This is a genomic window from Chryseobacterium sp. Bi04, assembly GCF_918698085.1.
In the GTDB taxonomy this organism is placed as follows: domain Bacteria; phylum Bacteroidota; class Bacteroidia; order Flavobacteriales; family Weeksellaceae; genus Chryseobacterium.
On the sequence record NZ_CAKKLP010000020.1, the window covers coordinates 46,471 to 60,659 of the forward strand.

The 14,189-nt window shown below is 35.4% G+C and carries 10 protein-coding genes; 9 read left to right on the top strand and 1 reads right to left on the bottom strand.

The features are described from left to right. The first annotated feature begins 71 nt into the window (after positions 1–71). The 7 genes from LQV47_RS21370 (at position 72) to LQV47_RS21400 (ending at position 9,942) form a co-directional block, all read left to right on the top strand. Positions 72–1,343, top strand: coding sequence for a condensation domain-containing protein (locus tag LQV47_RS21370; RefSeq protein ID WP_230041151.1), 1,272 nt, complete (start codon positions 72–74; stop codon positions 1,341–1,343). Continuing rightward, on the top strand, positions 1,340–2,590 hold the full coding sequence (locus LQV47_RS21375; RefSeq protein ID WP_230041152.1) for a condensation domain-containing protein: 1,251 nt from the start codon (positions 1,340–1,342) through the stop codon (positions 2,588–2,590). The genes LQV47_RS21370 and LQV47_RS21375 overlap by 4 nt, the downstream gene beginning before the upstream one ends. A gap of 194 nt (positions 2,591–2,784) precedes the next feature. After that, positions 2,785–3,126 carry a hypothetical protein gene (locus tag LQV47_RS21380; protein ID WP_230041153.1) on the top strand — a complete coding sequence of 114 codons (342 nt, stop codon included), beginning with the start codon at positions 2,785–2,787 and terminating at the stop codon, positions 3,124–3,126. A 57-nt stretch (positions 3,127–3,183) separates the two neighbouring features. Next, positions 3,184–4,143 (top strand): Fic family protein, encoded by a 960-nt coding sequence (locus LQV47_RS21385; RefSeq protein WP_230041154.1) that lies wholly within the window; start codon positions 3,184–3,186, stop codon positions 4,141–4,143. Between the two features lie 218 nt (positions 4,144–4,361). Next, the gene (locus LQV47_RS21390; protein ID WP_230041155.1) at positions 4,362–7,169 is read left to right on the top strand and encodes a DEAD/DEAH box helicase family protein; all 2,808 of its coding nucleotides are present in this window, start codon (positions 4,362–4,364) and stop codon (positions 7,167–7,169) included. Next, positions 7,169–8,413 (top strand): restriction endonuclease subunit S, encoded by a 1,245-nt coding sequence (locus LQV47_RS21395; protein WP_230041156.1) that lies wholly within the window; start codon positions 7,169–7,171, stop codon positions 8,411–8,413. Before LQV47_RS21390 ends, LQV47_RS21395 begins: the two co-directional genes overlap by 1 nt. 14 nt (positions 8,414–8,427) lie before the next feature. Beyond that, positions 8,428–9,942, top strand: coding sequence for a class I SAM-dependent DNA methyltransferase (locus tag LQV47_RS21400; RefSeq protein WP_230041157.1), 1,515 nt, complete (start codon positions 8,428–8,430; stop codon positions 9,940–9,942). A 67-nt stretch (positions 9,943–10,009) separates the two neighbouring features. On the opposite strand, the gene LQV47_RS21405 is transcribed toward LQV47_RS21400, so the two are convergent. Continuing rightward, positions 10,010–10,378: an XRE family transcriptional regulator gene (locus tag LQV47_RS21405; protein WP_230041158.1), complete on the bottom strand. Its 369-nt coding sequence runs from the start codon at positions 10,376–10,378 to the stop codon at positions 10,010–10,012. 266 nt (positions 10,379–10,644) lie between these two features. Here LQV47_RS21405 and LQV47_RS21410 point away from each other — a divergent pair, with 266 nt between their 5' ends. After that, positions 10,645–12,534 (top strand): AAA family ATPase, encoded by a 1,890-nt coding sequence (locus tag LQV47_RS21410; protein ID WP_230041159.1) that lies wholly within the window; start codon positions 10,645–10,647, stop codon positions 12,532–12,534. Then, positions 12,534–14,000 carry an McrC family protein gene (locus LQV47_RS21415; RefSeq protein WP_230041160.1) on the top strand — a complete coding sequence of 489 codons (1,467 nt, stop codon included), beginning with the start codon at positions 12,534–12,536 and terminating at the stop codon, positions 13,998–14,000. The genes LQV47_RS21410 and LQV47_RS21415 overlap by 1 nt, the downstream gene beginning before the upstream one ends. Positions 14,001–14,189: the final 189 nt, after the last annotated feature.

Below are 14,189 nucleotides of genomic sequence, written 5' to 3' on the forward strand. Positions count from 1 at the left end.
ATCTACAGACTCAACACTGATAAAAACGAAGCGATTGCATATGACCTAATAAAAAAGACAGACATCTACATATGAAAAGAAGATTGTTATTCGGAGAACGTATGCTATTGGGAGACGGAACAGAACCTTTCAATGCAGTGATTCCTTTCAGGCTGAGAGGAACCTTTAAGCTTGCAGACATCCAACGGGCCCTGGCTCAGATTCAAAAAAAACATCCATGGCTGAGGGCACTCATCACCCATGATGAAAAAAATATTCCATGGTTTGATGTACAGGAAACCTCTATATCCATTCCGGTGCGAATCATACCCCGCCAGCATGAAAACCAATGGCAGGAAGAATCCACGAAAGAATGGCATACCCTGTTTAATTACGAAAAACTTCCCCTGATCCGGTTTGTATGGATCAAAGGGGAAGAAGTTTCAGATATGCTTTTTGCATTCCACCACTGTTTATGTGATGGTGGCTCTGCAATGGCTTTTTTAGATGAATTTTTAAAAACACTTGATAATCCGTCCACTGATATTGGGACAGAAAATCCTATATTGGGAATTCAGGATGTCGTTCCCGCCCATATTTTAAACAGCCGTAAGCAGCAGCTGAAGGCTAAATTTATAGGCAGACTGGCAGCAACAGCCATCAGGTTTATCCCTGTAGGTAAAAAAGCTGTTGACCGGCAGGACGATTATCTGATTAACTGGAAAGTGGATGAAGCGGTAAGCCAGCAGCTGATTTCCTATTGCAAATCCAATGAAGTTACCGTCAATACATTCTTAAGTGCGGCATTGCTTCAGGCATTCAGAAAGGTAAAAGGATCAGCAGCCTTTAACAAGATTTCCTGCCCCGTAGACATCAGACGTTTTGCCACCCAAATCAAAAATGACCATATCTTCGCTTTTGGGCTGATGATTGTAGTTTCCTCCAATGAAAAGATGAGTTTTCTGGAAAACCTACGTTCCATGCAGTCCTCTGTAGAGCGTAAAACGTCCAAGCTCAATCCTTATATTACCATGATGGTGATGGAATCCGGACATGATGCTTTGAATAATTTCACCAAGCTTCTAAAGAACGGAAAATCCTCCAACGACTGTATGTTTTCCAATCTGGGACGCATTCAGATTCCTCATGAGTATAAAGAATTTTCGGTAGATACTATTTTCAGCCCATCAGTCATTGGTCCGTTGGGGAATACAACGACGATGGTAGTTTCTACCTACCGTGGAAAAATGGACTTTTCTTTTGTGGGAAGTGAAGGATATCTACCTTATACCGAAGCACTGGCCATCCGTGATGAAGTGATGCAGATCATCAAAGTACAACTGGAATATATCGCCGTATCATGATCAGAAGAAAACTAATGATGGTGGAAAGGATCATGTATGTAGATCCCGAAACCCCCGTAAACTGTATATTTGCAGCCAAAATAAAAGGAGAACTTCTGGAGCAGAATTTTAAAACTGCTCTGGAAAAAATCCAGCAGAAACATGCGTTATTAAGAGTGGTGATAGACTCTAAGAGTGAGAAATATCCTTTTTTTATAGAAGAAAAAGAGATTGCTCCTATCCCGCTCCGCATCGTAGGAAGAAAAACAGACCAGGACTGGCTGACAGAGTCTCAAAAAGAATGGAAAATCTTATTTGAGGAAGAAAAAACACCACTAGCCCGTGTCGTCTGGGTAAGAGGACAGGATGTTTCTGAAGTCTTTTGGGCCATCCCCCATTGCATTTCAGACGGAACCACCGGAGTAACTTTAATGAAGGAGCTTCTTCAGCTTTTGGACAATCCTGCTTTGGAATTAGAACCTTATGAGGCTTTCACTTCAGTAGATGAATTTCTCCCTTCCAACTTTAATGTAAAAAGTAAAAAATTCAAAGCCAATCTTTATCTGACCTTTGCCAGGTTCTTCTTTATGCTACAGCAAAAAAGCAAAAAAAGAAACCTTGGAAAAGACTATGTTCTTCACCAAAAACTGGATCCGACAACTACGGCTCAAATTACTGAAAGATGTAAAGCCAATGGAGTTTCCGTACATGCTTTGCTTTGTTCTGCATTCATGCAGGCATTCCAGGAAGTAAAAGGGAAAGAAGCCAAAGGAAAAGTGATCAGCCCGGTGGATGTGCGTCATTTTATTCCAGAAATCAAAGAGGATCATTTATTTGCCTTTGCACCAACCGTTGACCTTGCTATTAAAAAAGGAAGTTCTGATCTGTTGAACAATGCCAAGCAGATTAAAGAAGACCTTGTTCAGAAAATAGGAAAAATGGAAGCCCGCGAACTGCTGTGGATGGGTGAACAGATGCACCCGATTGTTGATCGTATGATCTCCATGCTTAAATCAAGCAATGGAGGTCATGATGTAACCTTATCCAATATGGGCAGGATCAACATCCCGAACGAGTACAAAAACTTCAGCATTGAAACTATTTTCAGCCCTACGGTAGCCTTCCCTTGGCTAAACTCAAATACTTTGGTGACGAGTACCTACAATCATCAGATGGATTTTATATTTTTGTCCAACGAAGACTTCCTTCCCAAAGCGGAAGCCGCTAAAATAAAAGAGAAAGCCATAGCGCTAATGACCACCTCATGAAATTGAAATTTAAGCCGAAGCCACCTAAAAAGCTCAAAGAAACAACCCTTAAACGCTTTCTTATGAAGCGTACGATTTACTATGTCCTTCCGAATGTTTTTTTCAATTTCATCATCGCCTATGCCAGCTTCAAAGAATTAGGCTACACCCATTTTTTCTCCGGCGAACAGAATCTGGCCCGCCTTACCCTACCAATGGCACTATTTCTCCCCGTTGTCCTCACGATTGATATCATCAAAAGAGTAACCGATGCCGCCGGACAAGGCGCCATTGAGTTTACCGTAGATGAGCAGTTAAATATTAAAAAGTTAATGACGAAGCTGAGTATTCTGCATGGCGTGATTACCTGTTCTCTGGTATTAGCGATGCTTTTCTTAGGGCAGTATAATTTTTCTAAGGATTATAAGCTGGATGCTACGGCAATGGCTGTGGTGGTTGGGGCATTAGCTGGGATTTTGTCTGTGGTGTTTGTGTATTTGCCGGTGTGGAGGTTGAGGAGGTGGATGTGTAGACGGGTACAGACTGTGACAACTTAGATCAATAGTTAATATAAATTCATATCTTTGATAGTATCATATGATATTATCAAAGATATGAAACCTCCATATACTATTACAGATACCATTTTATTTTTAGTCACTTCTATTTCTGAAAAAATAGGAGAAATAAATGCTTCCCATCTATATAAACCTGCCACCGAATTAAGGAAAAAGAACAGAATCAAAACTATTCAGTCTTCACTGGAGATTGAAGGGAATACCATTACTGAAGAGCAGATAACCGCTTTGTTGGAAAATAAAAGAATCATTGCTCCCCAAAAAGATATTCTTGAAGTTCAGAATGCCATAAAGATATATGAGCAAATCAATCAGTTGAATCCTTATCACTTAAAAGAACTGGAAAAAGCACATTCTATCCTGATGAAAGGATTAGTGGATTATCCCGGGAAGTTAAGAACTACTAATGTGGGTATTATTAAAGGTTCAAAGGTAGAACATATAGCACCGGGAGGGACAATGGTAAAAGGTTTAATGAGGGACCTGTTTGATTATCTGAAAAAATACAAAGACCTGATTTTAATTAAAAGCTGTGTATTTCATTATGAATTTGAATTTATACATCCTTTTACAGATGGAAACGGAAGAATGGGAAGACTCTGGCAAACTTTACTTCTTATGCAGCAATATCCCGTATTTGAATATCTGCCGATAGAATCCCTCATCAAGCAAAAACAGGCTGAATATTACAATACATTATCAGAATCTGATAAAAAAGGAAATTCTACTCCTTTTATAGAATTTATGCTCGGTATTATTCTCGAATCTCTACAGGAACTTTTACAATCTCAAAATAAAACATTGTATACGGAAGACCGAATTTTCTTATTTAAAGAGAAAGTAAAACAAAATACGTTCAGCAGGAAAGACTATATGCAGAACTTCAGAAGTATTTCCGCTCCCACTGCAAGCAGAGACCTGAAATGGGCTGTAGAACAGGGTATTTTATTAAAATCCGGAGAACAGAGGTTGGCAGAATATTGGTTTAAAGAATAAAGCTGCACTGCCTGTGATTTTGGTGTATCTGTCGGTGTGGAGATTGAGGAGGTGGATGTGTAGGAGGATTGAGATTGTAACATAAATTCATATTAAATTCTCTATGATTCATTCTAAAAAATCAATATATAACATTCTGAATTTAGAATAGATTAAGGCTTCATTTGGCTTTCTTATTGAGGTTTTCTTATATTTACCTCTTAAACTAAGAAAACCAAATGCTTAATCAAAACCCTGAACAAATTGCTCGTGATCGCATAGACGAAATGCTTCGTCTGGCAGGATGGGCTGTACAATCTAAAAATCAAATAAACTTTAATGCTGCAAAAGGTATTGCTGTTCGTGAATATCAGACTTCGGTAGGACCTGCTGATTACGTTTTATTTGTAGATCAAAAACCTATTGGTATCATTGAAGCCAAAAAGGAAGAAGAAGGGTTTCGGTTAACAACAGTTGAAGAGCAATCAAAGAATTATGCGCAGGCACAACTTAAATTTTTTAAAAGCACAGAAGTAATTCCTTTTGCATATGAAAGCACAGGGGTAATTACTCGTTTTACAGATTATAGAGACCCGAATCCACGTAGCCGGGAACTGTTTCATTTTCACCAACCTGAAATGTTGATGGAATGGTATAAGAAAGAAAAAACATTACGAGGACGTTTAAATGATATACCAGCTTTAGAAGAAGCAGGATTACGTCCTGCGCAGGTTGTTGCCATAAATAATTTAGAAAAATCATTTAAACAGAATAAGCCTAAAGCTCTAGTGCAAATGGCAACTGGAGCTGGTAAAACATTTACAGCAGCAACATTTATTTACCGTTTACTTAAGTTTACAAAAGCAAAACGTATCTTATTTTTAGTTGACACTAAAAACCTGGGAGAACAGGCAGAGCAAGAGTTCATGGCTTTTCAGCCAAGTGATGACAATCGTAAATTTACAGAACTATACAATGTACAACGATTGAGCTCAAGTTATATCGCACCAGATAGCCAGATATGTATTTCCACCATTCAAAGAATGTATTCTATTTTGAAAGGTGAGGAAATGGATGAAAGTGAAGAAGAGAATAGTCCTATTGAACAATCATCGTGGCTTCAACAAAAGCTGGCTGAAAAAAAAGCTGTTCCTGTTTCTTATAATGAAAAAGTACCTATTGAACAGTTTGATTTTATTGTCATTGACGAATGCCACCGTTCTATTTATAATCTATGGAAACAAGTTTTAGATTATTTTGATGCCTTTTTGATTGGGTTGACAGCAACTCCAGACAAACGTACTTTTGGTTTCTTCAATCAAAATGTAGTAAGTGAATATACTTACGAAGAGTCTGTAATTGATGGTGTGAACGTTCCTTACGAAATTTATTCTATTGAAACAGAAATCTCCAAGAAAGGCGGTCTAATAGAATCAGGATGGTTTGTGGACAGAAGGGATAAACTTTCTAGAGCTAAACGTTGGCAACAAGAAGATGAAGATACAGAATATCTTCGTAATGATCTGGATAAAGCTGTTGTCAACGTATCACAAATCCGTACAATCATTAAAGAGTTTAAACATGCTTTAGAAACCAAGATATACCCTGATCGTTGGCAAAATGATGAATATGAAGTACCAAAAACTTTAATATTTGCCAAAACAGATTCCCATGCAGATGATATCATCAATATTGTACGCGAAGAATTTGGAGAGGGTAATGATTTCTGTAAAAAAGTAACTTATAAAATTGATGAAGACCCAAAGTCTTTATTAAATCGTTTTCGTAATGATTACAATCCTCGTATAGCAGTTACGGTAGATATGATTGCAACAGGAACAGATGTAAAGCCATTAGAAGTATTGCTGTTCATGCGTGATGTGAAAAGTGTCAATTATTTTGAACAAATGAAAGGACGTGGTACACGAACTATTAATGATGATAAATTGCAATTGGTAAGTAAAACAGCTCGTGTAAAAAATCATTTCGTTATTGTAGATGCTGTGGGAGCTACTAAATCTAAGAAAACAGATAGTAGACCGTTAGAACGTAAACCTTCAGTCTCAATGAAAGAATTGTTGGGGGCAGTCACTATGGGTATTTCAGATGAGGATGTATTTCTGTCTTTAGCCAATCGACTTATTCGATTAGATAAACAATTGAGTGAAAAGGAAAAAGAACATATTATTGAGCTTTCCGGAGGTAAACCATTACTGCAGATTATCCGTGAGCTAATTGAAGCTTTTGATATTGATAAAATAGAAGAAAATTCCCAAAAACTAATACAGGTTATTCCTATACAGGAACGCACACCGGAAAAAATAGAAAGAGCAAAAGCAGAAGCCCACGAAGCTTTGATCAGAAAAGCATCATTATCATTTAATGGTCCGCTGAATGAATATATTGACAATGTAAGAAAACAACACGACCAAATTATTGATCATATTAATATTGACACCGTACTAACTTCTGAGTGGGATACAACGACCGTTGATAAAGCTGAAAGTTTAATTAATAATTTTGAAGAATATCTGCGAACTAATAAAAACGAAATCACCGCATTAAGTATTTATTTCGATCAGCCATTTCGAAGAAAAGAAATAACTTTCAAAATGTTGAAGGGGCTTATGGATAAAATACGACTGGAAAAACCGATATTTGCACCCCTGCATATTTGGGATGCTTATAAAAACATTGGTGCAACAACCGCTCATGCTCCTAAAGATGAATTAACAGCTTTAGTTTCATTATTACGGAAAATTTGTGGAATAGATGAAGTTCTAAAGCCTTATGATAAAACAGTTGATGACAATTTTAAGCAATGGATATTTGCTCAAAATGCCGGACAACATAACCGTTTTTCATCAGAGCAAATGGAATGGTTAAGAATGATTAAAGATCATATTATCAGTTCTTATCATTTGGAATTAGATGATCTGGACTATACACCATTTGATGTACAAGGTGGACGTGGAAAAATGTACAAGCTCTTTGGTAATGATATGCAGAATATTATTAATGAATTAAATGAAGCTTTAGCTGCGTAATGAGAGAAGATTGGATTGAATGTACTTTTGATGATATACTTGAGATAAAAAATGGTAAAAATCAGAAGCACGTTGAAAATAGTAATGGAAGTTATCCAATTTATGGAAGTTCTGGAATTATTGGAAAGGCTAGTGAATTTTTATGCCCTGAGAATACTATCATAATTGGAAGAAAAGGAACCATAAATTCGCCCATTTATGTAACAACAAAATTTTGGAATGTAGATACAGCATTTGGACTTATTCCATTTGACAATCTGAATCCTAAACTATTATATTATTTTTGTCAGTTTTTTAATTTTCATTCTTTAGATAAAAGTACTACTATTCCAAGTTTAGCAAAAGGTGATTTATTAAAAATAATATTTCCATTGCCTCCTATTCCCGAACAACGTGCAATTGTCAAAAAAATAGAAACTTTGTTTTCTTCTTTGGACGCTAGTATTGCAGATTTGAAAAACTCTCAAAAACAACTGAAAATCTATAGACAAGCTGTTTTAAAAAAAGCTTTTGAAGGAAAGTATAAAGTAATAAAAGTAGGTGACTTTTTTAACTTTTTAGGAGGTGGCACCCCAAGTAAAAAAGAAAAATCATTTTGGAATGGAAATCTAAATTGGGCATCAATTAAGGATATTAAAGGTGACTTTTTAAATTCAACACAAGATTTTATTACAGAAAAGGGATTAGAAAATAGTTCTTCAAATATTGCCAACAAAGGAGAAGTCATTTTAGCAACTAGGATAAATCCAGGAAGAAGTATTATCTCAAATATAAAAACTGCAATAAATCAGGACTTAAAAGTAATAAAACCTAAAAATAATTGTGATAATCATTTTATACACTATTTGTTCAAATCAATTGAAGACAAATGTTTAAAAGCTTCAAGTGGGACAACTGTATTGGGAATTAGTTTACCCAATCTAAAAGATATCCAAATACCTGAGATTTTAGATTTAAAGCAACAGCAACAAATCGTCAAAGAGATAGAATCCCGTTTATCAGTTTGTGATGCTGTTGAAAAGCAAATCAAAAATAGTTTGGATCAGGCAGAAGCTTTACGCCAAAGCATTCTGAAAAAAACTTTTGAGGGAAGTTTACTTACTAAGGAAGAATTAAAAGCCTGTAAATCAGAACCTAATTATGAGCCAGCTTCCGTTTTATTAGAAAGAATAAAGGTGGAAAAAGAGGCTCATAAATCTGTAAAGAAAATAAGTAAGAACAAAGTATCTTTAATAAGGGATTAAAAGAAGTTAGAAGAATGACTGAGTCAACAATTATATCAAAAATATGGAACCTCGCTAACGTGATGCGAGATGATGGTGTAGGTTATGGAGATTACCTGGAACAGATTACCTATCTGCTATTTCTGAAAATGGTGGATGAATTAAATAAGCCACCTTATAATAAAAACATACCATTACCTAGAATAAAAGATGTTGAAGGAAAAGAAATTCCAGATGGAGATATTTGCAACTGGGAAAATTTAACATCAAAAAATGGAGCTGAATTAGAAAGTTTTTATGTACAGCTTTTGCGTACTCTTTCTAGTGAAAAAGGGATGTTGGGGCAGATTTATGCAAAAAGTCAAAATAAAATTCAAGATCCATCTAAATTATTACGCATCATTACATTGATTAACAATGAAGAATGGTCTGTAATGGGTGCTGATGTTAAAGGAAAAATCTATGAAGGTTTATTGGAGAAAAATGCAGAAGATACCAAATCTGGTGCCGGACAATATTTTACTCCCCGTGCATTAATCAATACTATGGTGAAGTGTGTACAGCCTAAACCGATGAAAACGATCATAGATCCAGCGTGTGGCTCAGGAGGATTCTTTTTATCTGCTTATGAATACATTACACATCATCACAAATTAGATCGTGAAGAAAAAAAGTTTTTAAAAGATGAAACTTTTCATGGTAATGAAATTGTAGCTAGTACCCGTCGTATGTGTTTGATGAACCTATATTTACATGGTATTGGAGAAATAGACGGTGAACCTTTAATTAAATCTTCCGACGCTTTAATTGCAGCAGAATGTAATACGTATGATTATGTATTGGCCAATCCTCCTTTTGGAAAGAAAAGTTCATATATAGTAACTAATGAAGAAGGAGAAGTAGAGCGTGACGATATGAGTTATAATCGTCAGGATTTTTGGGAAACAACTTCTAATAAGCAGCTGAATTTCTTACAACATATTAAATCCTTGATGAAGATTGATGGTGAAGCCGCAGTTGTTTTGCCGGATAATGTATTATTCGAAGGGGGAGCCGGGGAAGAAATCCGTAAACAATTATTAAAATCTACTGAATTACATACCATTTTACGTTTGCCGACTGGTATCTTTTATGCTAATGGTGTAAAAGCAAATGTCTTATTTTTTAATAATAAAGCTGCATCGAAGAAGCCATGGACAAAAGAAATTTGGATTTACGATTATAGAACAAATGTACATCATACATTAAAGAAAAAGCCTTTAACTGAAGCTGACTTAGAAAATTTTGTTACTTGCTATAACACTTCTAATATAAACAACCGTAAAGAAACCTGGTCAGAAGAAAATCCAGATGGACGCTGGAAAAAATTCACCTATGAAGAGATCATAGCCAGAGACAAAACTTCTTTGGATATATTTTGGATTAAAGATCAAAGCCTTACAGATTTAGACAATCTACCAGAACCTGATATTTTGGCACAAGAAATTATTGATAATATAGAATCTGCTTTAGCTAGTTTTAAAGAGATTATGAAGGATTTGGAAAATTAACAAATAAGATTTAAAATCATAAATATAAATGGTTCAGCACGCGCTGAACCTTTTTCTATATCTTATGTTATCCCTTCTCAATCAACCTCTCCAGCCTCACCATCATCTCATCTTTCTCCTTCAACATCCTTTCATAAAGAGCAATCTTTTCATCATATAATTCCACAATTTTATCTATTGGATTAAATGTACAATTATAGTTCATTGCAGAAGCTACAGAGTTATCTTTAAAATCGTGGAAAGTATTTGAAATAATATTGATAGCCTGTTCATCGTTAAAATTCTGAAACGCTTCCACCGGAATTTTCAATACTTCAGAAATTCTTTTCAGTAAAGGGTCTTCAATAATTTCTTTCTGTTCCAGCAGAGAAACTTTCTTCTGGTTCCAGCCGTCCCCAAGGTCAAGAGCCAATGCTTCCTGCTTGATGCCCAGCATTTCCCTAAATCGTTTTACATTGCGCCCCCTGAAATAAAATGTAAAAGCTTTACGCTTTACGTTTTCCCGTAACAATGAATTAAAGTTTTTTCTTATTATTGTATTCTATAAACTGTACATCCATGAAAATAAATACTATTTATGCCTTTACATAATGGTATAAAGCATATCTGACATTTACATTACTATAATTTTACTACCACTGTGAGCTCCATTACCGAGTATTGGACCATCGCTACACAGCAATACAGAAAACTAAAACCAACATGACTTTTACAGAATTAATTGACAAATTAGAGATTTGGGATCACTGGCAAGAAAGATACTCACATTACGTACCTTTATTCATTGGGGAAGCAAATACCGGAAAGAACTGGGAAGACTGGGATAAGGAAGTTTTTTATGAATTCTTCATGCGGTCATCCGATCAATGTGTGTCTTCATTAAAACTGGGATATTTTACCCATGAAGAAAAAGACCTGATCAAAACAAACTGGTCTGAACTGTCTTTATTATTACAGAACCTTGCCTTAAATCAACACCAACCCTCATTTGAAATCTATTATCAGATTAAAGATATAATCAGGAAATATACCAGCAATAATAAGAAAGCAGCCACCAACAGGCTTATTGCAGGTTTGCAGCCTCAGTTATTGTGTACCATTGTGAATGAGGATAAATTGAGAGTTTTAATTGATCTCTTGAACAAAAATGTTGAAGATTTTGAATTGGAACTTACGTATGACTGGTTCCAGGACAGCTACAACCTTCTTCAGATATTTAAAGAAAAACTCAACAAAGATGTTTTTGAAATTGTGACCTTTCCATGGCAGGTTTACGATTACTTCCAGGAACAGAATACCCCATCTTCTACAGAACAAAATGATATGAGTGAAAATAAACTGGACCAACAGATCCAAATTCTAGAATACAAAAAACAAATCATCCTGCAAGGTCCTCCGGGAACAGGAAAGACAAGACAGGCAAAAGAACTCGCTGTTCAATTATTGGGATTAAATGAAACTAAAGAATTGAAAGACAATCCGCAATTCAAAATCATCCAGTTTCATCCAAGTTACACATATGAAGATTTTGTAAGAGGTATTGTTTCCAAACCTAATGAAGATGGGGATGGAATACTTTTTAAAGCTGAGAATAGAATTTTAGCTGAGATTGCCAACGTAGCATTACAAAATTACAACGCATCACAAAAGGCACCGGATACGATTATCTCAAAAGATACTTTTGATGTATTCATTGAGAAAATAAAAGATGAAATGGTGGAAAACGAACTGCATCAATATCCTATTACCAATTCGGTGTATCTGTTTTCTGCGGATGAAACCAAATTTAAATATAAAGGAGATAACTGGGATGCCCATAAAAATGGATTAAATATGAAGTTTTCAGAATTGAAACTTATTATTGAATCCGGAGCAAAAGAAAGACAGGACATTAAGAAAATGTCTGATGTTGAAGAAAAAACAAGGCAGCATGCCACCTATTTTATGAAGGTTGTTGAAAAGTTCTATGAATTTAAGCAAACCTATCAACCTGAAACAATCTGGACTAAAAAAGTACCGTTGAAGAACTATGTGCTTGTTATTGATGAAATTAACCGGGCAAATCTATCTTCTGTTTTGGGTGAACTAATCTATGCACTGGAATATCGTGGAAAAGCTGTTGAAAGTATGTATGCTCTTGAAGATGTTACCAATGAAGTTAAAAACAAATTAATTCTCCCTCCCAACCTTTACATCATCGGAACCATGAATACGGCCGACCGCAGTGTAGGACATATTGATTATGCCATCAGAAGACGTTTTGCTTTTGTAGATGTTTTACCTGAATCTCTGGATGAAGATGAGTACATTCATTTTAATAGAGAGGGCTTTGAAAAGGTTTCCCTGTTATTCAATACGAAGAATGTAAGTGGCGAATTTGAAGCAAAGGATGTTCAGTTGGGGCACAGTTATTTTATTGCGCCAAAAGACAGCCCTGAAAATATTCAAAAAAGGAACGAAATTTTCAGAATGAAAATGAATTATGAAGTGGTTCCAATCCTGTTGGAATATGTGAAAGATGGTGTTCTTATCGGAAATTACGAAAATCTGGATATCAAAGACTATATCAATACCCTGAAACTGAACAATTAATGGGAATTTTACTTTCAGAACATAAAAGTTTTCTGATTAAGAGAATTACTGCTGAGGAACCTTTTACTGATATAAAAGATGAACTGCTGCATCTTGCTGATGACTCTTTTCAGTTATTTAATACTGTAGAGAGCAAAAAATTTAACCATCAGTCTTTTCCTTTTTCAGTGGTAAAAGGAGAAAACCAATGTGAGATCAAAGCAGATTATTTTGTAGGCATTGACTGGTTAGGAAATACCGGCAGGACTATCTATGTGGAGCCTAAAATCAATGCAGGGTTATCACAGTATTTTCAACACTGCCTCAGCGAAGAAGAAAATTCGAATGGAGCTCCTGAAGAGTTTGAAAATAAGGAAAAAGTAGGGACCAGAGAAATCAATTACCTTAAAATTCTTCTGGAGATCATGGCTTTACCCCAGACCGCCAGGTTTTCAAAAGATATAATCCAGATTGACTGGAGTGCCAAACCGATTACCATTGATCAGAAAAATGACCGCTTGACCCCTTTTCTTATTGTCCAGTTTTTACAGCATTTAAAAACAATTGTAAGAAAAGGTCTGAAAAAATCCTATTATAAAGTTCAGGAAAATCTAAACAGCAAGGTTAAGGGTAAGGTATTGGTGGGGCAGCATACTGAAAAAAATGTTTTTAAAAACAGATTAACGTCTACTTTTTGTGAGTTTCAGGTATTTGGAGAGAATCATTTGGAAAATCGTTTTTTAAAGAAAGTTTTAGAATTTGTAATCAGTTACATTGGAAATAACCCATTATTATTTTCCTCAAACCTGGTATCAATTAAACATATTTTCAATTATTGCAGGCCGGCTTTTGAACATATCGGCACAGAGATCGATGAGCATCAATTGAAAAGCATAAAGAAAAATCCCTTTTTCAATGAATATGGAGAGGCAATCAGAATCGGGCAGCTTATCCTGAAACGTTTTTCTTATACCATTACAAAAACAACGCAGAAAAAAGTAGAAACTCCCCCTTTCTGGATTGATATGCCCAGGTTGTTTGAGCTGTATTTTTATTATCAGCTAGTGAAAGCAAACCCAGGAGATGAACATTATATCCACTATCAGTTTAGCACGTACGGAAATTATCTTGATATTTTAATCAGCAAACCTGGATTTGAAATGGTTATTGATACGAAATATAAGTTGAAATATACCAAAAGTCATATCCATAAAGATATTCGCCAGGTTTCAGGGTATTCCCGCCTAAGAAAAGTTATCAACGAGATGAAAAGTAAAAATGCTAATTGGGATGAGGACAAAATAATGGATTGTCTGATTATTTACCCTCATCTTGCGCAACCCGATGAAACCGATCAAAATACGTCTCCATCAATGATATATGACTTCTCAATTGAAAATATTAAAAAACAACTTGAAAAGAAAGATAATTGCATTGCTGCTTATCACAAAGTATTTAAATTGGGAATAAATTTACCTGTAAGCTAATAAAGAAACTTAATGACAATGAAGGTTTAAAACAATGTGAATATAATATTGAGATTCCTACGGAATGATCTGTGTTAAAAAACAAATTATTTAACAAAAATCTTCTCTGTATTTCTCTTTTTTCTTTCCGATGGCAAAGGCTTGTTTTAAAAGTTTGTTGGCAAGAGCAATCTTTGCCACTCTTTCTGC

Coding starts and splice junctions, on each gene's coding strand:
- LQV47_RS21410 (WP_230041159.1), top strand. CDS start 10,645: ATGACTTTTACAGAATTAATTGACAAATTAGAGATTTGGGATCACTGG.
- LQV47_RS21400 (WP_230041157.1), top strand. CDS start 8,428: ATGACTGAGTCAACAATTATATCAAAAATATGGAACCTCGCTAACGTG.
- LQV47_RS21390 (WP_230041155.1), top strand. CDS start 4,362: ATGCTTAATCAAAACCCTGAACAAATTGCTCGTGATCGCATAGACGAA.
- LQV47_RS21370 (WP_230041151.1), top strand. CDS start 72: ATGAAAAGAAGATTGTTATTCGGAGAACGTATGCTATTGGGAGACGGA.
- LQV47_RS21415 (WP_230041160.1), top strand. CDS start 12,534: ATGGGAATTTTACTTTCAGAACATAAAAGTTTTCTGATTAAGAGAATT.
- LQV47_RS21380 (WP_230041153.1), top strand. CDS start 2,785: ATGGCACTATTTCTCCCCGTTGTCCTCACGATTGATATCATCAAAAGA.
- LQV47_RS21395 (WP_230041156.1), top strand. CDS start 7,169: ATGAGAGAAGATTGGATTGAATGTACTTTTGATGATATACTTGAGATA.
- LQV47_RS21385 (WP_230041154.1), top strand. CDS start 3,184: ATGAAACCTCCATATACTATTACAGATACCATTTTATTTTTAGTCACT.
- LQV47_RS21375 (WP_230041152.1), top strand. CDS start 1,340: ATGATCAGAAGAAAACTAATGATGGTGGAAAGGATCATGTATGTAGAT.
- LQV47_RS21405 (WP_230041158.1), bottom strand. CDS start 10,378: ATGCTGGGCATCAAGCAGGAAGCATTGGCTCTTGACCTTGGGGACGGC.